24 protein-coding genes, 1 tRNA gene and 1 riboswitch are annotated in these 22947 nt (G+C 42.2%); of the genes, 16 read left to right on the top strand and 9 right to left on the bottom strand.

What is annotated here, in order from left to right:
* Nucleotides 1-168: 168 nt before the first annotated feature.
* Nucleotides 169-244, bottom strand: a tRNA-Val gene (locus HNR44_RS07035).
* 581 nt (nt 245-825) lie between these two features.
* On the opposite strand from HNR44_RS07035, the gene HNR44_RS07030 reads away from it, so the two are divergent.
* The 4 genes from HNR44_RS07030 to HNR44_RS07015 all read left to right on the top strand — a co-directional run bounded on the left by HNR44_RS07030 (nt 826) and on the right by HNR44_RS07015 (nt 4259).
* The gene (locus HNR44_RS07030) at nt 826-1056 is read left to right on the top strand and encodes a DNA alkylation repair protein (protein ID WP_184403351.1); all 231 of its coding nucleotides are present in this window, start codon (nt 826-828) and stop codon (nt 1054-1056) included.
* Nucleotides 1057-1106: 50 nt separating this feature from the next.
* Nucleotides 1107-1430 carry a four-helix bundle copper-binding protein gene (locus HNR44_RS07025; RefSeq protein WP_184403350.1) on the top strand — a complete coding sequence of 108 codons (324 nt, stop codon included), beginning with the start codon at nt 1107-1109 and terminating at the stop codon, nt 1428-1430.
* 63 nt (nt 1431-1493) lie between these two features.
* Nucleotides 1494-1700, top strand: a complete 207-nt coding sequence (gene copZ, locus HNR44_RS07020) for a copper chaperone CopZ (RefSeq protein ID WP_184403349.1) — start codon at nt 1494-1496, stop codon at nt 1698-1700.
* A gap of 132 nt (nt 1701-1832) precedes the next feature.
* Entirely contained in the window at nt 1833-4259 is a 2427-nt protein-coding gene (locus tag HNR44_RS07015) for a heavy metal translocating P-type ATPase (protein ID WP_184403602.1), read from the top strand.
* 134 nt (nt 4260-4393) lie between these two features.
* Here HNR44_RS07015 and HNR44_RS07010 read toward each other — a convergent pair whose 3' ends face one another.
* Complete coding sequence (locus tag HNR44_RS07010) at nt 4394-4717, bottom strand: metal-sensing transcriptional repressor (protein ID WP_184403348.1); 324 nt, start codon at nt 4715-4717, stop codon at nt 4394-4396.
* 164 nt (nt 4718-4881) lie between these two features.
* Between HNR44_RS07010 and HNR44_RS07005 the strand changes: the two genes are divergently transcribed.
* Both HNR44_RS07005 and HNR44_RS07000 read left to right on the top strand, forming a co-directional pair.
* Complete coding sequence (locus HNR44_RS07005; protein WP_343069396.1) at nt 4882-5406, top strand: cyclase family protein; 525 nt, start codon at nt 4882-4884, stop codon at nt 5404-5406.
* Nucleotides 5407-5611: 205 nt separating this feature from the next.
* Nucleotides 5612-5748: riboswitch (FMN riboswitch) on the top strand.
* A 179-nt stretch (nt 5749-5927) separates the two neighbouring features.
* Complete coding sequence (locus HNR44_RS07000; RefSeq protein ID WP_184403347.1) at nt 5928-6539, top strand: ECF transporter S component; 612 nt, start codon at nt 5928-5930, stop codon at nt 6537-6539.
* 63 nt (nt 6540-6602) lie between these two features.
* Here HNR44_RS07000 and HNR44_RS06995 read toward each other — a convergent pair whose 3' ends face one another.
* On the bottom strand, nt 6603-6779 hold the full coding sequence (locus HNR44_RS06995; RefSeq protein ID WP_184403346.1) for a hypothetical protein: 177 nt from the start codon (nt 6777-6779) through the stop codon (nt 6603-6605).
* Between the two features lie 23 nt (nt 6780-6802).
* On the bottom strand, nt 6803-7573 hold the full coding sequence (locus HNR44_RS06990) for a hypothetical protein (protein WP_184403345.1): 771 nt from the start codon (nt 7571-7573) through the stop codon (nt 6803-6805).
* A gap of 333 nt (nt 7574-7906) precedes the next feature.
* On the opposite strand from HNR44_RS06990, the gene HNR44_RS06985 reads away from it, so the two are divergent.
* The 7 genes from HNR44_RS06985 (at nt 7907) to HNR44_RS06950 (ending at nt 15893) form a co-directional block, all read left to right on the top strand.
* The gene (locus tag HNR44_RS06985) at nt 7907-8122 is read left to right on the top strand and encodes a hypothetical protein (protein ID WP_184403344.1); all 216 of its coding nucleotides are present in this window, start codon (nt 7907-7909) and stop codon (nt 8120-8122) included.
* Between the two features lie 702 nt (nt 8123-8824).
* Nucleotides 8825-9592: an aminoglycoside adenylyltransferase domain-containing protein gene (locus HNR44_RS06980; protein WP_184403343.1), complete on the top strand. Its 768-nt coding sequence runs from the start codon at nt 8825-8827 to the stop codon at nt 9590-9592.
* Nucleotides 9593-9760: 168 nt separating this feature from the next.
* Nucleotides 9761-10870, top strand: coding sequence for a mechanosensitive ion channel family protein (locus tag HNR44_RS06975; protein WP_184403342.1), 1110 nt, complete (start codon nt 9761-9763; stop codon nt 10868-10870).
* 510 nt (nt 10871-11380) lie between these two features.
* Nucleotides 11381-12100 carry a 2,3,4,5-tetrahydropyridine-2,6-dicarboxylate N-acetyltransferase gene (gene dapD, locus HNR44_RS06965; protein WP_184403340.1) on the top strand — a complete coding sequence of 240 codons (720 nt, stop codon included), beginning with the start codon at nt 11381-11383 and terminating at the stop codon, nt 12098-12100.
* 230 nt (nt 12101-12330) lie between these two features.
* Nucleotides 12331-13467 (top strand): N-acetyldiaminopimelate deacetylase, encoded by a 1137-nt coding sequence (locus HNR44_RS06960; RefSeq protein ID WP_184403339.1) that lies wholly within the window; start codon nt 12331-12333, stop codon nt 13465-13467.
* 181 nt (nt 13468-13648) lie between these two features.
* Complete coding sequence (gene phoU / locus HNR44_RS06955; RefSeq protein WP_281381377.1) at nt 13649-14284, top strand: phosphate signaling complex protein PhoU; 636 nt, start codon at nt 13649-13651, stop codon at nt 14282-14284.
* 19 nt (nt 14285-14303) lie between these two features.
* Nucleotides 14304-15893: a Na/Pi cotransporter family protein gene (locus tag HNR44_RS06950; protein WP_184403337.1), complete on the top strand. Its 1590-nt coding sequence runs from the start codon at nt 14304-14306 to the stop codon at nt 15891-15893.
* A 295-nt stretch (nt 15894-16188) separates the two neighbouring features.
* Here HNR44_RS06950 and HNR44_RS06945 read toward each other — a convergent pair whose 3' ends face one another.
* A complete protein-coding gene (locus HNR44_RS06945; RefSeq protein WP_184403336.1) occupies nt 16189-17010 on the bottom strand; it encodes a mechanosensitive ion channel family protein in 822 nt (273 codons plus the stop codon).
* A gap of 139 nt (nt 17011-17149) precedes the next feature.
* On the opposite strand from HNR44_RS06945, the gene HNR44_RS06940 reads away from it, so the two are divergent.
* Nucleotides 17150-17584, top strand: a complete 435-nt coding sequence (locus HNR44_RS06940) for a TlpA family protein disulfide reductase (protein ID WP_184403335.1) — start codon at nt 17150-17152, stop codon at nt 17582-17584.
* Between the two features lie 47 nt (nt 17585-17631).
* Here the strand turns inward: HNR44_RS06940 and rnjA are convergent, their stop codons facing one another.
* On the bottom strand, nt 17632-19299 hold the full coding sequence (gene rnjA / locus HNR44_RS06935) for a ribonuclease J1 (protein ID WP_184403334.1): 1668 nt from the start codon (nt 19297-19299) through the stop codon (nt 17632-17634).
* Nucleotides 19300-19509 (bottom strand): DNA-dependent RNA polymerase subunit epsilon, encoded by a 210-nt coding sequence (locus tag HNR44_RS06930; protein WP_184403333.1) that lies wholly within the window; start codon nt 19507-19509, stop codon nt 19300-19302. It lies immediately after the preceding gene.
* A gap of 491 nt (nt 19510-20000) precedes the next feature.
* On the opposite strand from HNR44_RS06930, the gene HNR44_RS06925 reads away from it, so the two are divergent.
* Nucleotides 20001-20768, top strand: coding sequence for a Cof-type HAD-IIB family hydrolase (locus HNR44_RS06925; RefSeq protein ID WP_184403332.1), 768 nt, complete (start codon nt 20001-20003; stop codon nt 20766-20768).
* Between the two features lie 33 nt (nt 20769-20801).
* On the opposite strand, the gene def is transcribed toward HNR44_RS06925, so the two are convergent.
* Nucleotides 20802-21347, bottom strand: coding sequence for a peptide deformylase (def, locus tag HNR44_RS06920; RefSeq protein ID WP_184403331.1), 546 nt, complete (start codon nt 21345-21347; stop codon nt 20802-20804).
* A 201-nt stretch (nt 21348-21548) separates the two neighbouring features.
* Nucleotides 21549-21740 (bottom strand): YjcZ family sporulation protein, encoded by a 192-nt coding sequence (locus tag HNR44_RS06915; RefSeq protein ID WP_184403330.1) that lies wholly within the window; start codon nt 21738-21740, stop codon nt 21549-21551.
* A 157-nt stretch (nt 21741-21897) separates the two neighbouring features.
* Between HNR44_RS06915 and HNR44_RS06910 the strand changes: the two genes are divergently transcribed.
* Nucleotides 21898-22446 carry a YkyA family protein gene (locus HNR44_RS06910; RefSeq protein WP_184403329.1) on the top strand — a complete coding sequence of 183 codons (549 nt, stop codon included), beginning with the start codon at nt 21898-21900 and terminating at the stop codon, nt 22444-22446.
* The last annotated feature ends 501 nt before the right edge of the window (nt 22447-22947 follow it).

The raw sequence follows: 22947 nt of genomic DNA, 5'->3' as shown, positions 1-22947 counted from the left end.
ACTTTGTGCGGTATAATTTCGGCGTTCGTTTATTTTTGCGCATAAAAATTCGCCCCCTTTCATTCGGTCAGGAGCCGAATAGGAAGACGAGTCGTGACTTCTACCCTAGCGGTAGGGTAGAGGTAGCTTTCCGTTTAGTGAAACGCTGTAAGTACCGTCATAAAGGAATGGTGTCCCGTGCTGGGCTCGAACCAGCGACCTCTACCCTGTCAAGGTAGCGCTCTCCCAACTGAGCTAACGGAACCTTTTGTTCAACAACATAAAAATCATAACGCATGTTTCTATTGAATGTCAATGATTTTCTTTGAGTTTTTATCTCAATGAATAGATAAAGGCAGCTTAATGAAGTTTGATCGGATAGGTATGCTTAGTAAAGGGGATGTTATCTATGAACATGCTTTCTTTAAAAGGCGGTGAGGGTCAATGAAAAAGCAATTGCTGTTTCTTGCGATGGCGGTAGTGTTCGTCACGGCTTGTTCACCTGGTGAGGAAGAATTACCGGATGAGGGTGAGGTTAATGAAGTAGATCCTGATTAAAGAGAGGTGGCAAAAAAGTCCGGAAAACGTCCTCAAAAAAGAAACCCCCTTTTCCTTCGTGAGAAGTGAATGCTTTTGTGATGCAAGCAGGGGGCTCGAGACGGCTACCTTGCCCTTCAGAGCATAAGAAAATCTAGATTTGGCGATAAGCTAGCATTTTCTAAAACTTCTCGGCTCTTGTTGTCCTTCTTTTTGAACACGAACTTAAAGGACCTTGGACCTTGACGTTTTTGTCTGGATAAAATATATAGATGGGGGAAACATGAGGGAAAACAGGAGGGATCACTCATGGCAAAAACGTATGTTTGTCCACGGTGTAAAACCAATCGTTCACGTTTTCATATCATGGAGCAATCACCACAGGCAGTTAAATTAAACCCCGAAAGCGGAGAGGTTGTACAAGAGTTTGATCAGCATCAACTAGATCCTTTTCATATTCCTTATAAGGGTCCAACTTATCGAATTCAATGTGGGACGTGCGGGTTAAATGAAGAAGAACGTTTGTTTATGAGTTTTTGATGTTTTTCATATACCTATACCGGGTATGATGTGAGCGAGGAGGTTATTTTATGAATACCTATCAAGAATGTATCGATGCTTGTCTAGAATGTATGCAGGCTTGTAACCGTTGTTTTGATGCGTGTTTGCAAGAGGAACATGTTGGGCATATGGCAGAATGCATTCGGATCGATCGTGAATGTGCTGAGATTTGTGCATACACTGCGAATGCGCTATCAAGAAATAGTCCGTTCGCAGAGCAAACTTGCTCTCTTTGTGCGGAGATTTGTGAAGCATGTGCGAAAGAATGTGAAAAACATGAGGAAGAGCATTGTCAACAGTGTGCAGAAGCATGTCGCGAATGTGCTGAGATGTGTAGAAAAATGGCTGTCTAATGAGCGGATCCTTAACGATTTTCTCTTAATAGCGGTATAATAGTGGACATGGAGGTGACTCTATTGGAACAAGAGACTATAAATGTAAAAGGGATGTCATGTGCCCATTGCGTTTCCGCTGTTGAAGGAAATGTCGGTGAATTGAACGGTGTTTCTGAAGTAACGGTAAACCTTGACCAAGGAACGGTCATGGTGAAGTACGATCAAAGCGGTGTAACGCATGAAGAAATTGTAGAAACCATTGAAGATCAAGGATATGATGTTGTGTAACTACTGAAAGAAGAGGAAGGCCCTTTTTAGGGATCTTCCTTTTTTAATGGGTAGATCATGAATCTAAATGCTTGAATACCCCTTATGGGTATAATATAATGGAAGTAGAAAATCATAGGAAGGAGGGAGATGATGAGCAAGCAGGATGAAGCAAGCTTGCAAATTTCTGGGATGACTTGTGCGGCTTGTGCTGTTCGTATTGAAAAGGGTCTAAAGAAGATGGAAGGCGTTGAAGATGCCAATGTCAACCTTGCTTCTGAAAAGACCCGGGTCAGTTATGATCCAGAGGTTACCGATGTCTCCCAATTTGAAGAAAAAATTGAATCCTTGGGATATCATGTCGTTCATGATAAAGGAGAATTTGCTGTGAGCGGAATGACTTGTGCCGCTTGTGCAAACCGGGTGGAAAAGAAACTCAATCGCCTTTCCGGTGTCAGTGAGGCGAATGTGAACTTTGCCCTGGAAACGGCAACGGTGACATATGACCACAATGCAGTATCCATCTCTGATATGGAGTCAGCCATCGATCAAATAGGTTACCAACTTTATGAAAAAACGGATCGTTCAACGGCTGAAGAAGAAAAAGACAAAGCAGTTGAACAACAAACCGGAAAGTTCATTTTCTCAAGTATTCTTACTCTCCCACTCCTTTGGAGTATGGTCACACATTTTGAATTTACCCAATGGATATGGATCCCCGAACTTTTCATGAATCCATGGGTGCAACTCGCGCTCGCAACACCGGTCCAATTTGTGGTCGGCTGGCAATTTTATCGGGGTGCATATAAAGCATTACTCAATAAAAGTGCGAATATGGATGTACTCGTGGCACTTGGAACGTCTGCTGCTTATTTTTATAGCATTTATCTTGGTATTGAATGGATGGCTTCAGGAGAAGCGATGGCCGATTTATATTTTGAAACAGCGGCGATTATTATTACCTTGATCGTGTTAGGAAAACTGTTTGAAGCCCGGGCCAAAGGCCGGACTTCGCAAGCGATAAATAAACTCCTAAACTTGCAAGCGAAAACTGCGACCGTGCTTCGCGGTGGTAAAGAAATAGAAGTCGCTATTGAAGATGTCAAAGTAGATGATCATATTCGAGTAAGGCCAGGCGAAAAGATACCGGTGGATGGTGAGATTGTTGAAGGAAGTTCTGCCGTTGATGAATCCATGCTGACCGGAGAGGGTGTGCCGATTGATAAACAAATCGGTGACACTGTTACTGGGGCCACCCTTAATAAAAACGGATCCATCATAATGAAAGCAACAAAAGTTGGAAAGGAAACGGCGTTGGCACAAATTGTTAAAGTCGTAGAAGATGCTCAGGGGTCAAAAGCGCACATTCAACGTTCTGTTGATAAAGTATCCAGCGTATTTGTTCCAATTGTGATCGTGTTTGCAGCACTTACATTCCTCACTTGGTATTTCTTGGTGACCCCAGGGGAGCTTGGCAGTGCACTTATTCCAACGATATCGATTCTCGTTATTGCATGTCCGTGCGCACTTGGCTTGGCAACACCAACGTCAATTATGGCAGGGTCGGGTCGATCTGCAGAAATCGGGGTTCTCTTCAAAGGAGGGGAATATTTGGAAAGCGCCCAAAATGTGGACACTATCGTCCTTGATAAAACCGGAACGATCACAGAAGGCAAGCCAGCGTTGACAAACGTATACGCTGAACAGTTAGATGAGTATACGTTTTTATCTCTGGTAGCCGCAGCTGAAAATCAATCTGAGCATCCATTGGCGCGAGCACTTGTCGATGGTGTTACTGCGAAAGGGATTCCGGTTCCGAATGCTGAAACATTTGAAGCGGTACCTGGTAAGGGTATTCGAGCCCATGTCAAGGGCCGGGAAATTCTGATCGGGACGCAGCAATTTCTTACCAATAATAACATTGAAGTTTCCGTAGCTCTTGATCGTAAAGAGAAATGGGAGAGCGAAGGTAAAACGGCTATGCTTGTGGCCATTGATAGGGTGTACGCGGGCGTACTCGCTGTGGCAGATACGGTAAAAGAAACCTCTGCCCGTGCCATTCAACGTCTGCAAAAGAACGGTATGGAAGTACTAATGATGACCGGAGATAACCAGAAAACAGCGGAAGCGATTGCCAGTGAAGTGGGGATTAAACATGTACTTGCTGAAGTGATACCGGAAGAAAAGGGAGCTGAAGTTCAAAAGCTTCAAGGTCACGGCAAGAAAGTAGCGATGGTCGGAGATGGCATTAATGATGCGCCCGCCCTTGCTACGGCTGATATAGGTATGGCGATTGGAACAGGTACTGACGTAGCTATTGAAGCGGCGGATATTACGTTAATGCGCGGAGATTTAAACAGCGTGGCAGATGCTGTGCTTATGAGTCAAAAAACGATGCGAAACATTAAGCAAAACCTGTTCTTCGCCTTTGTTTATAATACAGCAGCGATCCCCTTTGCGGCTGTCGGTTTATTAGCCCCATGGGTGGCTGGTGCTGCAATGGCTTTTAGCTCCTTATCCGTTGTCACTAATGCTTTACGCTTACAGAAAATGAACGTTAGTGAAATAGGGGAGGCATAGTTCGATGCTACAATCAAAACGAGTAATGACGTGGGCAGGCACAGCTGTTGTTTATCTTGCGCTTGTTATTATCGGTTATTACAGCTTTACAGGGATCATGTAGAAAGAAAAGCTGCCGTTATGGCAGTTTTTCTCTATTTTGCATATTGCTGAATAACCTTTAGGAGTTCTTCTATGCTTTCGTCTTCTTTTCCATTTTTAACATCATGGACGACGCACGTTTTGGCATGGTGTTCAAGCAACGAATAGCCGACCTTTTTCAAAGCCGACTGGACAGCCGTGATCTGGACAAGAATATCAACACAATAACGATCATCTTCTACCATTTGCTGTAAACCACGAATCTGTCCTTCAACCCTGCGCAGACGATTTTGGATACGCTCTTTCTCAGCAGGTGAATGGGGGTGCGCCGGTTTTTTTTCAGGCTGAGGTGAAATGGATGGATTGATTTCCTCCATGGATGGTCCTCCTTGCACTTCTTTCCTATAGTATATCATTAAAAGAGAGGACAATGATACAAAAAGGACGTGTCTCCCCACGAAGTGATCTGCTATTATCGATCATTTAAGAATAACTTTCACTCCCCCGAATAATTACAGGTTACTGAAGGAGATGTTGAACCGTGAAAATTATTGATTTAACGATGCCGATCATCGATGGAATGGAGGTTTATTCAGGTGATCCACCGGTTAACATTAGTCTTAACTCCACAATAGAAGAAGATGGCTTCGAAGTAAGATCTTTAGCATTTGGTTCCCATACGGGCACCCATGTGGATGCTTTTTCCCACATGCATCAGGGGAAACAATCGATAGATGAGATTGGGCTCACACAATTTTGCGGGAAAGCGATGCGGGTCGATGCATCCATCAATTTTCCCGAAAACACCGGTTTATTTTTTAATGAAGAGGTCAATATGGATAAATTTGAAAAAATCTGTTCTGTCCAGCCTCCTTTTGTTGGAGGGATGTTAAGTGAAGAACTTGAGTGGAATTTACTAAAACAAGAAATCGTAACGTATACAGATTTGGTATCATTAGAGAACATACCTTTGGGTGAACCGTTTACTTTTTTTGGTCTCCCGTTAACAATCAATAATGGTGATGGGTCGCCGGTACGTGCGATCGCGCTGTTGAACGAGAGGTAGCCCTTACGCCGTATACATCACGAGGCGAGCAGGTATGCTCGAAGCTACGTCTTCTCGACCTACTCGGCTCTTGTTGTCTTCCTTTTTGAATACGTACTTTTAATAACAAAAATCAACATTATACCTTGCGTTTATTCATACAAGATGGTATTATACGTTAAAGATCTTAAAGTATTGGTGCCAATACAGATCGTAAAAATTATATTATAATCTTCGGGGCAGGGTGAAATTCCCGACCGACGGTGATGCGTCCAAAATGACGACGAGTCCGTGACCCGCGCGAGCGGTGGATCTGGTGTGATTCCGGAACCGACAGTAAAGTCTGGATGGGAGAAGATTGCAGAGAATATTCCGTATTGACGGATCGACGTCAATGGCATGGGGATGTTTAATTTCCTATGCAGGATTCCCTTCGTTAACTATGCCCCTGAGCGCTTGCTTAGGGGTATTTGTATGGTGATAGGGCAGGCTCTGCGTTTTCGTTCTTTTTGTGGACCGAAGAACGGGAGGACGCATATACGATGAGAAATACGAAAACATTTCGAATGGTGATTTATGCTGTACTCGGTGCGATGGCAGCAGCGCTAATGTTTATTAGTATTCCATATCCGGTATTTTCTTTTCTAAGTATCGATTTCAGTGAATTACCGGTATTATTTGCGGCATTGTTATTTTCACCGATAGCTGGAATTGCAGTTGCAGGGATTAAGATCCTACTGTATACCCTTTTCGCTACAGGCGCCGGAGATCCAATTGGAATGGTTTCTAACTTTATGGCTAGTATTTTATTCGTTTTGCCTGTTGCTTATGTATACCGACACTTTCAAACTATAAAAGGATTGATTGCTGGATTAGGGATCGCAACCGTGTTTATGGCTGTTACTATGGCTCTTTTAAACTATTTGATTTTCTTGCCTGCCTATTCCTGGTTAATCGGGTGGGAACTAAGCGGCCAAGCATTATGGTATACCACGCTGGTAGGTATTTTACCTTTCAACATCGTAAAAGGTGTATTTATATCCCTGTTGTTCGTACCGTTGTTCTTAAAATTATATCCGTTGTTGCAGCCAGGATCTCTTGGTACAGATTTTCAAAGGAGATCAGCAAATCACTTAAAAATGAAACAAAATTAATAGAGAAAAAAGGCACTGTTTTCCTAGTTTCATGGAAAACAGTGCCTTTTTTAATGTTGAATTTCACGCCCGTTTTAAAAGTGCTTTCTTGGCACGTGAGGCGACATTTGTTTGTTTTGCTCCGGCAACATGAGGGTTAGTTTGGTTTTTCAGCCATTGCTCGTAGTTTCGATTAGAAAGAATGCCACGTTTTTTAGCTGATTTTGCCGCAGCTTTTCTTAAGGTTTCTTTCCCCCTCATTTTCATCCCCTCCCATTTGTAGTTTATTCTCCTTCCCGGAAATGTTGATCAAAGTAGCCGTCATCAAGCATTTGACTATATTCAAAGAATGCGAGATCGACAAATCGGGCATAAAGGTGACAGATATGCGTGACCTCTTCTTTAAAAGAACGATGGGCATCAACGGTGAGTACGCCCCATTCCGAAAGTGGAATGCAAAGGATGGCACCATAAGATCCGTTATGGGGTGAGCCATCTACATCAGTACTTACATCCTGAACGAGTTGAGTTTCTTTTTTACGAAAGCAGCGGCCTGGGATGGTTTCATTCAGAGAAAGAACGCGAGCTTCATGACGGCCATCAAAGGAATTGCTGCCAGTAAAGTAAACAAGCTGGTCAGATTCCTCAATCCAGACCGCACATCGATGCTGTTCCCCAGGGTGAAACTTAATATCTGAACTAAGAGCATTAACGACACGAATCATTAAATTTTCATAGGTTTCTAGATTATCTTCTACTTGTACCGAATCAATCCGGGCATGCTGAAGTTGTTCAAGAAAACGTTCGGCGTTACTAAGGGCATTAATCGTTTGAAGGGAGATATCTTGGTGAATAGCTGCTTGATATTTGGTTTCGTGCAGATCTTGCTGAATTTTTTGAAACCCAAGCTCTTTATCAATTTTTTCCGTATATTTAATCGCTGCACGGCCAATTAAAATGAAGATGGTGATTACTCCAATGATAATTATGAGACCGGTAATAAAAAAAACCCAATTTGGTTGCTGACTGAGAAATGCATCGAGTGTCGTTTTCAAGAGGATCACCTCTCTTATATGTAAGCATTAAATGCTTGGAATATGAGGAGATGTAAGAAATCATTTCTGAAAAGCCATCGAGGGTGAACTTTGCTCAAAGAACGATCCCATTAATAGACTTATAACGATTTTTATAGCTTCATAGGTACCTCCATTACAAGCATGTACGTTTTTTACATATGATTTAGTGTAAGATGATTTTAATATGAAAAGGAGAGATTGACATGGGTTATTATTATGAAAAATGGGATCGGATGTTTGATTTCTACAGTCGCCGTGATGATGATGATGACTTTGATTTCGATCGTATTGAGTGTAAGTGTCGTTTTGTAAATGATGATGACGATGACGACGATGATGATCGAGATTGCCGGAGAGGTCGGAGAAGGAAGCGCCGCAGAGACGACCACGATTGTGGATGTTCCGATCGTCGTCGCCGTCGTCGCCGTAGAGATGATGATGACGATCGTAAAAGGTTTAAATGTTATTTCGATTAGATTGTTAATAGATGAGTGGAAGTACGGGCGAGTGTCGCCCGTACTTTTCTAGTTGTACCCTATGTGTGTCAGGAAGTCGATGTAGTCGTCAGCTGAAGACAGATTAAATGAAGAAGGTCATGGAGAGCACGTATGTGCATTAAGTAATAGAAATGACGTTTCTATATTTCCTCGGGTAACCGCTGGTTACAGATCATTGATAAAGCAATTATCCGTCATCGTAATATCTGCAACACGCGAGCGTTTCAAGAACGGAGAACATATTCACGGAAAACTAACGAATATGTTCTGGGGACACTGTCTGAGAGTCACCGTCTCCTACTCCATTATCGTAGGGATAAGCCAAGTTTTTCTAACATAGGTTGATCCATTACAAGGGCTGCAAATTTTATTCATAAGATATTGTGTAAAGCTTACCATCAACCGTTTTGAAAAAGTCAGCTTTACGTGATCAAACCTCCAGCCTCCAGCACCAAAGAGACATGTGGTAAATTCCTCCTAAATTGAACGGATTTTGAGCAGGCATTTGCCTGCTTTTTTTTAGCAGGTAAGGATTCTGCCATAAAAGCTTGGCGAAAAGCCAAGTTTTCTAATAAATTTTAAATCGTAAGGACACTGCGGCTGACAATGTTTACGTGCTCAATATAAATGTAAATGCCAAGTATCTCCCATTGCATCGTTCGCATGAATCAGCTAATATAATAATATATAGATTTTTCATCAGATCAATAATGGATGGGGGAAATGGCTCATCATGGATGACCAGATTGATGATTATTTGTATCAACTTACGGAAGTCGTAAATTCTGTATTGGAAGATCGTTTGGTTGGGCTTTACTTGTGTGGTTCGACGGTACTCGGTGACTTTAACGAGAAGATAAGCGATATCGATGTGCTTTGTATCGTAAAACGACCACTTAAGGAATCAGAGAAGAGGGCCCTTGCTAAAAACCTATCTCATCAAACGTTGCCTTCACCAGGAGCAGGTTTGGAATTTTACGTGGTACTAGAACAGGAAGCAGCACAACCACATTCGCTACTCTCATATGAATTTGCGCTTTTGACTGGTCAAGATATCGATGACAAGGTTAAAGAAGAAGAGATGGACGAAGGATTATTGATGGACTTTGCCATTAACGTACAATCCGGTAAGACTCTGACAGGCCGAGCAAAAGAAGAGGTATTTGGCAGTATTCCAAAACCTTGGCTTGAAGAAGCGATGAAAGGGTCATTGCGTTGGCATAACAGTCACATTTTTCATCCATATTATGACCCTTATGGACATGAAGCTGTGATGAATGCTTGTCGTACATGGTGTTTTAAAGAAACAGGTGTGCTTACATCCAAAACAAGGGGTACAAAATGGGCCCTTAAACAGTGGCCTTATTCAGAGGTCATTCGCCGTGCTCTTGCTATTCGTCAAGGAACATGGCATGAACTCTTAGATGCTGAAGAGATTCAGCAGTTGCTTCAGTTTGTAAGGAGTAATCATGACTCCGCGAGAATTCCATCTGCCATTTAAATTATGAATAAACGAAACTTTTTTATATTTGATATACTCCACCCTATGTCTATGTGATGTAGGGTATTTAGTGATCGAATCATTGAGATCTTAGCCCTTTGTGTCTCATCATGTTAGTATGTAACCAGGAAACTGGAGGTATGGAATTAAAAACTCGGAGGGATGACGTTGGTTGATTGGTATTATGGATGGCTGGAGACTTGGCCTTGGCTGCGTTATGTGATCGCAGCTTTGATTGTTTTATTCTTTTTGATCGTACGAAAAATTTTTACCCGGTATATTTTTGCACTTATAACCTTTTTTTCTAAGAAAAGAAAAAGTGAGTTTTTATCAAATTTCCTATTTGCTTTCGAAAAACCGATGCGAATGTTATTAGTGGTGATCGGTTTTTATTTTGCCATCCTTTATCTGCATCCACCTGCAGATTTCATGAGTGTGACTCACCGGATTTTACGTACCTTCATCATTATTTTTTTCGGTTGGGGATTCTTTAATTTCTCAGGAACGTCCTCTGATTTATTTAAGCGACTTGGCAGAAAAATTGATGGTGATGAGGACAGTATGTTGATTCCGTTTACGTCAAGGATTCTTCGGGGTCTCATAATTGTGCTTATGTTTACAGTGATCGCAATGGAATGGAATTATGATATTAACGGATTTATTGCTGGTCTAGGGCTTGGCGGTCTAGCGTTTGCTTTGGCGGCGCAAGACACGATTGCGAATTTTTTCGGCGGGATTATCATTGTGACCGAGAGGCCTTTCAAACGAGGGGATTGGATCGAAACGCCCACGGTGGAAGGCATTGTTGAGGATATATCTTTTCGGAGTACCCAAGTTCGTACGTTCGCTGAAGGCCTGGTCACCGTTCCTAACTCCACCATTGCTCACGAAGCGATTACGAATTGGTCGCTAATGAATAAAAGGCAAATCTCTTTTGAAATTAGCTTGCGTTATAATACACCTGTTAGTCAGTTGCGTCGGGTCTCACAACGGGTCCAACAGGAATTAGAGGAGCATCCTCACGTACACCCTGATGAGATTGAAGTCCATATACGCGAGTTTAAAGAATCAGGGCTGGATTTAATGCTTTACTATTTTACAAATACAACGTCCTGGTCTGAATGGTTACGTTTGAAAGAGGAAATGAACCTCCGTGTATTAGAAATTCTTGAAGAAGAGAATGTTTCCCTCGCCTTGCCAGGTCGTGATCTTTATATGCAGCAGGACAATCAGCTTCAGAAATCTTCCGGAGAAGAAGGTTCAGAGGTTCCCAAATAGGTATAGAACGTGAGGACAAAAATACTCATGGCGCTTCTAGCGCCCCACTGAGTATGAGAATGAATCGCTAGTGTCACCATGACGCTTCCTCGCAAGCGACTCTTCGCACGAAGAAAAAGTGGTTCTTTTTCGAGGACATGGTTTCATACTGAGGGGACAGAAGCAAGACGAAAAAGAGATACGACGGTTATTTTTCCCGAACCTTTTGAACATCCTCTTGAACAATTGGCTTCATTCTACAAATCATCCCGTATCGCTTTGAAGTGGTACGGGATCGCTCGTTTAGAAGTGATTTTAACGGTCAATATAGGGGTTGAAATTCGCCCCTTTACTGACATTGATGGAGAAATTAAGAATGCATAAATCAAACGGGCCTTTCATTTTCCAATACTACCTGAAAGAGCGCTTAATCCTCGATGATACTGACTTCATCCTTTCCTTCCAACATAGACTATGGTAGGCTATAAAATGTATAGATTAAAGAAAAGATGTTAGAAGGAGGCCAACCATATGGAAATGATGGATGGAAATGAGATTGTACAGTTTATCTCAAATAGTGAAAAATCAACACCTGTGAAGGTACATATAAAAGGAGACATTTCTTCGCTTGATTTTGGAGCGAATACGAAGGTGTTTCCGTTTGGTGATACAGCAGTGCTTTTCGGGGAGTGGAGTGAAATTGAACAAGTTCTCGATAAGCATGAAGACAAAGTAGAAGATTTCGTGGTCGAGAATGACCGCCGTAATTCTGCTGTTCCTCTCGTAGACATGAAAAACATTCCAGCTCGTATAGAACCGGGTGCCGTGATTCGTGATCGTGTTGAGATCGGGAAAAATGCTGTTATCATGATGGGTGCGATGATTAACATTGGCTCAGTTGTTGGAGAAAACACGATGATTGATATGAACGCCGTTCTAGGTGGACGAGCAACCGTAGGAAATAATTGTCATATCGGCGCAGGTTCAGTCTTAGCAGGCGTTATTGAGCCGCCATCTGCTAAACCGGTAATCATTGAAGACAACGTTGTAATGGGGGCAAATTGCGTAGTTCTTGAAGGGGTTACCGTCGGAAAAGGTTCGGTCATTGCTGCTGGCGCCGTGGTGACTGAAGATGTACCAGAAAATAAAGTTGTGGCTGGAACACCGGCACGTATCATAAAAGATATTGATGAAAGCACACGAGGTAAAACCGAGATTAAATCAGAGTTAAGAAAGTTAAAAGATGATTAAAAAAGTAGCTCCTTGCTTGTTTTGACGAGCAGGGAGTTTTTCACTACGTAGTCTTGTGTAGAATTAGCGAAATAGGGCGGCATTGGTTGACATTGGTGTACGATCAAGCGAAGTTTCGCTCATATTAAGTAACGTGAAGGACAAAGGGAACGATGGAATTGCAGGAAACCAGGGGAGCTAGCTCATAAATTTTCAGATCACATACATCAAGAGAAATGAGGGGGATATAGATGTATGATAAAGAACAAATGCGAGAAACCCGGCGTACTTTACACAAAATACCGGAATTAGGTTTTGAAGAAGTGAAAACGCAACGCTTTTTACTGGATGCAATTGCTAAGATGGATTCAGACTATCTAACGGTTGAAACATGGAGAACAGGTATTCTCGTCCTCGTTCGGGGATCGAATGCCGGGCAAACGATTGGCTATCGTACCGATATTGATGGTTTACCGATGGAAGAAGAGACGGGGCTTCCGTTTGCTTCCGAACATGAGGGAAGGATGCATGCCTGCGGACATGACTTTCACATGACCATTGCCCTTAGCGTCTTGTCCTATTATGCAAAACATCAACCGAAAGACCACCTTCTTTTCGTGTTTCAGCCTGCTGAGGAAGGCCCAGGCGGCGCGGAACCTATGCTTCATTCTGAACTTTTTCAACAAAATGCTCCGGATTGGATGTTTGCCCTTCATATTGCGCCGAATTATCCCGTTGGAACTGTAGCGACTAGACCAGGATTGCTTTTTGCAAATACGGCTGAGTTTATGGTTCATCTCCGGGGGCGCGGCGGCCATGCTGCTTATCCTCATTTAGCGAACGATATGGTGGTGGCCGCAAGTCATTTTGTTACCCAGATCCAATCGGTGGTAGCGAGAAGAATTGACCCGCTGGACAGTGCTGTAATTACGATTGGAAAAATTGAGAGTGGAAAAAAGGAAAATATTATTGCAGAAAAAGCCGATACGGAAGGAACGATACGCACACTTTCCCAAGAGGCCATGAGCCTCGTCCAAGACCATGTGAAAAAGATAGCTGCAGGAATCGCTGAAAGCTTTGATTGCGAAGTGGAAGTGGAGTGGGGGTCACAATATAAACAAGTATGGAATAGCGAGAAAGTGGAGTCGTTTATAGCTTTTTCTGAATGGAGTACAGATGTGAATTTTGAGCCTTCGGAAATGGCGATGACGGGCGAAGATTTTGGCTTTTTTCTCGATAAGATCCCGGGGTTTATGTTTTGGCTAGGCGTTGATAGTCAGGATCATGGCCTCCATGATACCAAGGTCAATCCTAATGAAGAAGCTATACCGGTTGCCGTTCATCATTTAATTGACTACATTGATCATGAAATGGAAAAAGAAACGTAAGAAGCTCCGCCGCCGGAGTTTCTTTTTATTCTACAGGGGAGTGAAGATGAATGAGAGAAAATTCAGCTATATGGATCGCCCACCTATATGCTAAAAGTGATGAGCCGGTGAAAAATGAATAAGAATAGGTGGTGTGGATCGTTAACTAAAGGGATAGGGGGGACAGAGCAAAGTGTATGAAATGAGCAATTTCAGTATAAAAGTAAAATCAATCGAATGGGAGCTCTACGAAATGGGCCAGACTGTGGCTGCCCAGATGGAGAATGTTAAAGACGTTCTTTTTGAAGATCGGTCAAAAACGATCGTAAAAGAATTGATAGAGAGGGATAAGGAGGTGGATCAAAAGGACAATCGCATCCATTCCTCAATTATCCATCTGATCATTCTTCAGCCCCCTTTACCTGAAGAATTGAGAGCATTAACAATGATGATGCGAATCGCAAGAGAGTTTGAGCGTATTGGGGATCAAGTCGTAAACATCGCAGAAATACGAATAGAATCAGACGTTGATAACCTTAAGCTGTATACAAGTGAGGCGTTTGAAAAAGGGTATATAAAAATGCTTCAGTTGAGTGGTAAGATGATGGCAGAGACACTGGAAGCTATGACAAACAAAGATCGCGATCTTAAAGGTCAAATTGAACAACTAGACGAGGAAGTAGACGACTTATTTTTTTACTTACAGCATCAAATTGTTCAAGACATGAAAGAGAGCCCGGGAATTATTGAAAAGCTTGCGCCCCTCTTTCTTGTTATTCGTTATGTTGAAAGAATGGCTGATCATGTCGTTAATGTCAGCCGCCGACTAAGAGAATAAGACGGAGAAGGTGCCGGGAATGAGTTGGGTTCAAGTTAGTATTCAATTGCTAGGCGGTCTCGCCATTTTCTTATATGGGATGTATGTTGCGAGTGAAGGTCTAAAAAAATCCTCGTCCCATCATCTTAAACAATTCCTAAGGAAAGTAACGAAGAATCAATGGTATGGTGCACTTGCCGGTGCTGTACTCGCTGCCGTTTTGCAGTCTTCAACGGCAGCGACTGTGATGATCGTCGGCTTTGTAAATGCAGGAATTATCAGTCTTCGGCGGGCAATGGGGGTCATGCTTGGCTCAGCGGTGGGAACAACGCTCACTGTACAACTCATCGCCTTCGCCATTACTGATTATGCAATTGTATTCGTTATACTAGGTGTCACTTTATTTTTTATCAATTCCAGATTTCGTTCGTATGGATCCGTTGTTTTAGGCTTTGGCTTTGTTTTTTTCGGGGTAGGATTGATGACTGAAGCGATGGAACCGCTGCGGTCCAGTGAAGCATTCGTAGATTTCTTACTTATGATCTCCGACTATCCAATCCTATTTGTGATTGCTGCAGCCGTTTTTACTGCCATTGTACAGAACAGTGCGGCTACGATTGCGCTGGCACTAGCCCTAACCTCGGGTGGCCCGTTGTCATTAGAATCAGCGGTTTATATCGTCTACGGGGCAAACCTTGGCACTGTTGTTACAGCACTGATCTCTAGTCTGACCACATCCAAAGATGCGCAACGGGCAGCGCTTGCCCATGCGATATTCAAGGCGATTGGAGTCTTGGTTTTTTTACCTTTTACAAGTCTGTTCGTACAGCTGCTTCCTTACACCGGAGGAGGTGCCGAGCGGCAAATCGCCAATGCCCATACGATATTTAACATCGTGAATATGTTATTGCTTCTTCCTTTTTGCAACCGGTTTGCTAACTGGATGGTCAAAGTATTACCTGATAAAAAAGAATTGCCTAAGCACGTGAAATATATCGATCAGCACAGTGTTCAATTTCCGACTGTGGGTCTGCTGCAAGCACGTAAAGAACTCGAAAACATGTCTCACCGGATTCGGCATCGGATGTTTCCCTATTTAATCACAATGATACATGATGAGAAGGTTCGAAAAATGGTGATTGAAGAGGAACAAGTGATTGATCACCTTTATAAAGCCATTTACCATCATCTGCAGCGCATCATGGAGGAGGATTTGAACGATAAAGAAGCAGAAGAAGCTTTAAAATTGCTCTACTTCAACAATGATATGGAAAGAATGGCTAACATAATTAAGGACATGACCCGGTCCATCGCTAAATTAGATCAGGGGAGGAAGACACTCACAAAGTGGGAGCGTACGAAAATAGAGGAATTATATGATGAAATTGTCCCTCATTATGATCAAGCTATCAAAGGTTTTCAAGAAAATAATGAGTCTGCAGCGATTGATGTGATCCATACGAACCCCAAGATTTTGAGGTTGGAAAGGGAACTTCGTTATCAACATTTTTATCAAGGAGCTAGTTCAAGCAGTACCGTAAGCGTTGTATTCTCTGATTTAATGAATGGAATGCTTAGGATTCATCAACATTCCGTTAATATTTCCCATACATTGCTGGGGATGATCTAATGAGAAAGCAAAGGATCAAAATTATTGTTTCTTATGAATGGGCGCCGGCTAAACATTCCTTGTAAAGTAATAAAAAATCCGATGTACATCGGATTTTTTATTTAAAACAAAACGTTGAAGTAATGGGGCGGTCTAGGTAAGAAAAAGGGATATGAGTTGCCTCCCCGCCATATGTTGTCAGCTGACGGTTCACTAACTTTTCGGCCAGGGGGTCTAATATTCTTTCGCAATACTCAATGATGCGGGCTACGCCCAAGAATTCGGAGAAAGATAACGGATTCTACGGCAACAATCATTATTTTTCTTCTTTAACATATACTTGTTGCGGAAGAGGGATTTGAATGTCATTTGCTTCCAGCGCTTCTTTGCAAGTTTTCAACAGCTTACGTTGAACGCCCCATTGCTGCATGTTCTCAGTATAAGCGAGAATGCGAATTTTTACATCGTATTCGTCAATGGACCCGACACCAAGAACGTCAGGACCTTCAATGATCGCTTCTTCCTCTTCGGCAAGTTTATCACATGCCTCTTGTAAAACTTTCATCGCCTCGCTAATATTTTCATTAAAGGAAATTCCGATATCCACGAGTGCTTCCATGTTTCCACGTGAGTGATTACTTACACTTGTAATATCTCGGTTTGGAATAAAATGTAGCGTCCCATCAAATCCACGAATACGTGTGGTTCTTAAACCGACTTCTTCGACGATACCGTCCAAGCCTGCAATCGTTACATAGTCTTCTACGTCAATTTGTTTCTCTAATAAAAGGAAAAACCCAGTAACAACGTCGCTTACGAGACCTTGTGCCCCAAAACCAATGGCAAGTCCAACGATACCAGCACTCGCAAGTAGAGGTCCGATTTGCAGTCCAAAAATATCAATAACGACGACAACCACAATGAACAGTAGTGTATATGACAGTACGTTCAAGCATAGTTTTTCAAGCGTTTTTGCGCGTCCTTCATGCATGTTTCTTTTCTCTTTCATCTTTCGAAATGACCGTTTGATTACAGAACCACCGATCGCTCGAGCAATAAAATAGCCAATAATGGCAAGTAACAGCTGCCCGATGAACATGAACGTATTCGTAACAAAGGCCTGATCAAAGAATTCCATAAAAAGTTCACTCCTATTCTATACAACTTCGAACAATTTTTGTACATGGAGCGTAGTATAACATATTGTCAAATCATGCTGAAGATCCTCTAAGCAAAAAGGTATATCTACTCATCATGTACAAAGGGTGTGAATATTCATGAGTTTACAATTAGGTTCTTTGCTCCCATCGCTTGATGGGGGAACGGAATGGCTAAACCCGCTTGAAAATAAGATCGGTTTCGACGGGCCGATATTTATCCATTTTTGGTCGCTTAGTTGTGATTCATGCCGGGCTACGCTTCAAGAAGTAGGGGATTTATTTAGGGCGTTTAGAGATGATACATCCTGTCTGTCCATTCACATGCCCCGTAACGGTGATGATCAGAATCTTTACGAAGTAAGAGCTGTGGCAGCTAAGGCAGGAATTACTGTTCCGTTGTGTATGGATGGAAATCAGGATATCGCTAATACCTTTGGTATCCGGTTCATGCCGGCCTATTTTATATTTGATAAAGAGCAGGAGCTTCGTTATAAACAACAAGGAAGCACAAGTATCTCTACGCTCAGGAGGCGCTTGGGCCGCTTACAATAAAAAATTAAAAAAAGCAAGGGTCCTTTTTAGACCTCTTGCTCTTCTTCTCATACTTCCATAATAATCGGGAGGATCATTGGCTTACGCTTTGTTTTTTCATACAAGAATGGAGAAAGTAACTCAATGATTTCATTTTTAATTTCTGACCATTGGGTTGTTTTTCGTTTCATCAGTTCTTGCAAATGTCTATCCAGCTGTTTTTGAGCGTCGTGAATAAGATGACTTGATTCACGCATATATACAAACCCTCTGGAGATAATGTCAGGACCGGCGGAGACTTTAAAGTTTTTCATATCGATACTAACGACGACAACGACAAGCCCTTCTTCAGATAGGATGCGGCGGTCACGTAATACGATATTCCCGATATCTCCAATGCCGCTTCCGTCTACATAAACAGTTCCGGACGGCACTTTACCGACTTTCTTTGCTTCATCACGCCTCAGGGCCAATACTTCACCAATTTCTAGTATGAAAATATTTTCCTCTGGGATACCACAGTCGACGCCGAGTTTTTTATGGTTAACGAGCATACGATATTCCCCATGAATTGGGAAAAAATATTTCGGCTGCAACAAACGGAGCATCAGTTTTTGTTCTTCTTGACCCCCGTGTCCCGATGTGTGGATATCGTTTAAGGAGCCATGAATGACGTTGGCACCTGCACGAAATAGCTGATTAATAATTTTATTCACGCTAAGAGCGTTGCCGGGAATGGGGGAGCTGGAAAATACAACCGTATCTCCAGGGATGATTTGAATTTGTCGATGGGTCCCGTGAGCGATTCTTGAAAGGGCCGCCATCGGTTCCCCTTGACTTCCGGTACAAAGAATCGTCAGTTCATTATCGGGGAGTCGGTTGATTTGGCTGGCATCAATAAACGTATCTTTAGGTGCTTTAATGTACCCAAGTTCTTGACCAATGGTCAAAGCTGATTCCATGCTACGTCCAAAGACTGCAATTTTCCGGCCATATCTTACGGCTGACTCGACGACTTGTTGCAATCGGTAAATGTTGGAGGCAAATGTAGCGAAAATAATCCGCCCCTCAACTTGCCTGAATATATTTTCGATACTTTCGCCGACTCTCCGCTCGGTCATCGTAAATTCTGGGACTTCACTATTCGTGCTATCCGAGAGAAGGCAAAGTACCCCTTCTTCACCTAACTTGGCCATCTTTTGCAAATTGGCAGGTTCTCCAACCGGAGTAAAGTCAAATTTAAAATCACCGGTGTGGACGATATTACCTTCTGGTGTGTGAACGACCACACCTAGTGAATCAGGTATACTATGGGTTGTCCGAAAAAAGGAAATCGATGTATGTTTAAACGTTATGACATCGTCCTCGGATAGTTCGTGCATTTTCGTTCGCCGTAATAACCCATGTTCTTCTAGTTTTCCGCGTAAAAGGCCGATGGCAAGTTTTCCGCCATATACGGGTACATTGACTTCCCGCAGTAAATAAGGAATACCGCCAATATGGTCTTCATGGCCATGTGTGATAAATAGACCTTTGATTTTTTCTTCATTTCGGGATAAATACGTATAATCAGGAATCACGTAGTCAATACCGAGCAATTCATCTTCAGGGAACATAATTCCAGCATCAATAATAATGATTTCGTCTTTGTATTCAACAGCGTATGTGTTCTTGCCGATTTCGCCAAGCCCTCCTAGAGCAAAAACGGCAACTTGGTCATTTTGTAATTGTTTCATTTACCTTTTCTCCAACTTAAAACCATCACGCTTTTGTTCATACTCAAGGTGAGCATCTGATAAGGCTTGGATATATTCAATATTTAATTTATCTTCAGCAAGCTTGCTTCTGACTTCCCTTTCGCTTTCTGCTTCAATGAAAAGCGACTCTGTTTTCTCCCGAACAGGTACATCATCTAAATTTGGTTGGTAAAACACTTTAAAAACCATTCTCGGTCACTCCTTATCCAATCGTTTTTACACCGATGCGGGCGAAAGTCCAAGGTTGAAACCACTGAACTTGCCACATCGAATTTCAAATTGTTGTCCGTCCGTTTTAGAATTTCAACACGCACGATTTCACCCGCATCATTATAACATGCTCGGCCGGTGTTTATAACAAGGGGACTTATACCCGCGTGGAGTAATTCTGTATACAGTTCTCCAATTATAGCTCATTCTTTTAAAATAAGCAAACGATTGTTAGGAATTTCCGTATTATCTTCTACGTGCGAATGGATCGTTGTTTTGGCAATAAAGAGCGATAACGTTGACGCAATCGTTTCTTCCATTTTTTTAGCATCCTTTATCCCTCCTGATCTTGTTTGTTATTAGTTTGTGCAGAAATGCTCGGGAATGTGTAAGTAAATTGATGGAAGAATACTTTTCATCAAAAGGATATTGCGACATAATGGATAAAGAGAAGGGGAGTGAGAAGACGTATGGAAAAGAAACTGGTTTTTTTTGACATTGATGGAACACTTTATGATCAGACAAAAAGGGTGCCGCCCTCGACAAAAAAGGCGATACAAATGTTAAAGGAAGGGGGGCATGACGTAGCAATTGCAACTGGAAGATCCCCTTTTATGTTTGAAGAGCTCCGTGAAGAATTAGAAATTGATACATATGTTAGTTTTAATGGATCGTATGTGGTTGTTAAGGGGGAAGTGGTTTTAGCGAAAGCATTGCCACCTGTGGCACTGTCCTCTCTTCACAATCATGCAGCTGACCATCATTATGTTATGGTATTTATGGATCATAAAGGTGCTGTAACGGATGTAAAGGCCAATCCGAGAATTGCCCAATGTTTAGGGGAACTTAAGATGCCCTACCCGTCGATAAGTCTTCAGCCGCAAAAAGGTGATATTTATCAGGCGCTATTATTTACCGCAGAACATGAGTCATTTCCTTATGACGAATACAGGGATTTACATTTTGTCCGTTGGCATGAATTTTCGATTGATGTATTGCCGGCGGGCGGATCAAAAGCAAAAGGGGTACAAAAGGCAGCCGATATCCTTCAGGTAGACATCGAGAACACAGTTGCATTTGGAGATGCATTAAACGATATCGAGATGCTCCAATATGTGGGGACGGGGATCGCAATGGGCAATGGTTTAGATGAAACAAAAGAAGCAGCAGACCTCGTAACAACAGCTGTAGATGAAAATGGGATTACTGTAGGGTTAACAGAACTCGGACTTATATAGGAATGGAAAAAGGAGCCGGCAAGAGGCTCCTTTTTAAATCGTAGAGATTGCTTTTTTGTACGGTCCGCTATAATCTTCAATTCGATCATAAAACATCACACCATTTAAATGATCGATTTCATGCTGAGCGACAATAGCGGGTAAACCTCTGAGTCGTAAATTAACATCCTCCCCATCTAGCGTTTGCGCACGCAGGCGTATTCGAGCATGACGCGGAACAATGCCTTCAATGGTACGGTCTACTGATAAGCAGCCTTCTCCATTTTCCAAGTGAGTCTCTTCCATTGAATGGCTGATGATCCGCGGGTTTATGAAACCATAGCTAAACAAACGATCATGTTCATCTGTCGTATGCATGACAAACATGCGCTTGCTCACCCCTACTTGCGGTGCAGCCAGTCCACTGCCCGGGCGGAGTTCGTATTTCTCAGCTAGCTCAGGGTCTTGACTATTGATAAGGAATTGCAGCATTTCCTGAAGTAATTTCAAATCTTCTTGTGGGGGGGGGAGCTCTACGGGTTGGGCTACCTTCCGTAAAACGGGATTCCCCTCACGTACAATATCTTTCATCGTAATCAAAACGATGTGCCTCCTTTAGTCGACTTTCATAGAAATGGGAATAATTATAATCAAGAAAATTGTTTATGCTTATATCTACGCTGTAAGTATAGCAGAAGTTAGGTTTTCACAAAAGTTCAGGGTGATAGGAGGATCGACTTTTGGGAAGAGTATAAAGCAAATAAAGGAAGGGCTGGCCGCCAGCCCTTCCCATCCTTTTGGTTAACACTTGTCGTCACGGTGTCCATAGCCGCCGTATGCGGCACCTACAATGATGAGTAGTATGAAAAGAACGACGATAAGGGCGAATCCACCGCCCCCGCGTCCATGGCTACCCCCGTAGCTTCCGTTATAGCAAGGGTGGCAACCATAACCGCCGAATCCATTGTCATATCCTCTGAAACCAAATGACATGGAGAAACCTCCTTTTATATTTACACTACATTGAGCGTTTACACTATACCCTATGCAAATGAATCAACTTTGTCTGGGTTATACACCTATTTATTGTATTGATTTCCTTATAATTTTTCGCAACTGAACTCGTGTTTTTTCCCAAGGGGGGAGCATAGTGACAACAAAACTTTACAAAACCTGCTTAGGACTTATGATTTTCTCGGCTCTTGTCTCTTGTGGTACAACTCCAGAGCAGAGGATGCAAACACACGTAGAACAGACTGTTGAATTAGAGGAAGGGTTTCAAGAGCAGCAAGAACCGTTGCTTGCGGCCGAAGAGGCTGAACGTGAACGTTTTGAGGAAATGATGGAACGGGGTCTTAATGAAAGGGATGAAAATGAGGCACTTGTCTCTGAAGCCATTCAATATGTGGAGGAAAGAAAAAAGCGTATGGAAGCCGAAAGGAAGAGCCTTAAGGCTGCCTACGAAGAATTTCAAAAAGGGGCAGCATATGTTCATGAAATAGAAGACGAGGATGTGGAGGAGCAAGCCATGATACTCGTTGAAGTCATGGAAAAAAGGTATGAAGTTCATAGCGCCCTTTATGAAGCTTACATACAAGCGGCAAGTCTAGACCGTGAATTGTATGAAATGTTCCTCGAGGAGGAAGTGGATTTTGGGGATCTAGAAGAGCAAATAAACTTGATTAAACAACAAGTATGACATTGTAAACGAGAAAAAGGGTGTTTTCAATGAATATACAGAAATTTTCAATGCTGAAAAGGAGGAGTTCTATCGGGTAGCTGGATTTTTAACATAATGTGAAGATCATGGTTTTCTGTATTAACGGATATACGGTTAACATAAATCAAAACCCCATTTATATTAACGTTTATGGTACAAATCAAAATCTGTAACACTTTATCCACGTCAATTATTCAAGTTGATGTATAACAGATAATCGTTTTATATGAATATAAAAATATTTACGGGAGTAAAAAAACGGATAGCAGCTAGATTGACGGGATAATTGGAAATGATGTAAACTTATTTTTGAAAAGCTTGTATTAGTCAATGTAACCTCCACGATGTAACAGTAAAGATAGGATAAGGTTGAAAGCTAGGTTATTCGGGTAAATTAATGATGATGGCTGCTTTTGGTTATGATGTCAGTCATCAATTTCTGGAGGAAACTGAAAGTATGATGAAGGAAGAGGTGAGCCA

It is taken from the genome of Geomicrobium halophilum (genome assembly GCF_014207655.1).
Lineage (GTDB): Bacteria > Bacillota > Bacilli > Bacillales > Marinococcaceae > Geomicrobium > Geomicrobium halophilum.
Note: the sequence above shows the minus strand (reverse complement) of the source record. Positions and strands in the feature narration are given on the sequence as shown.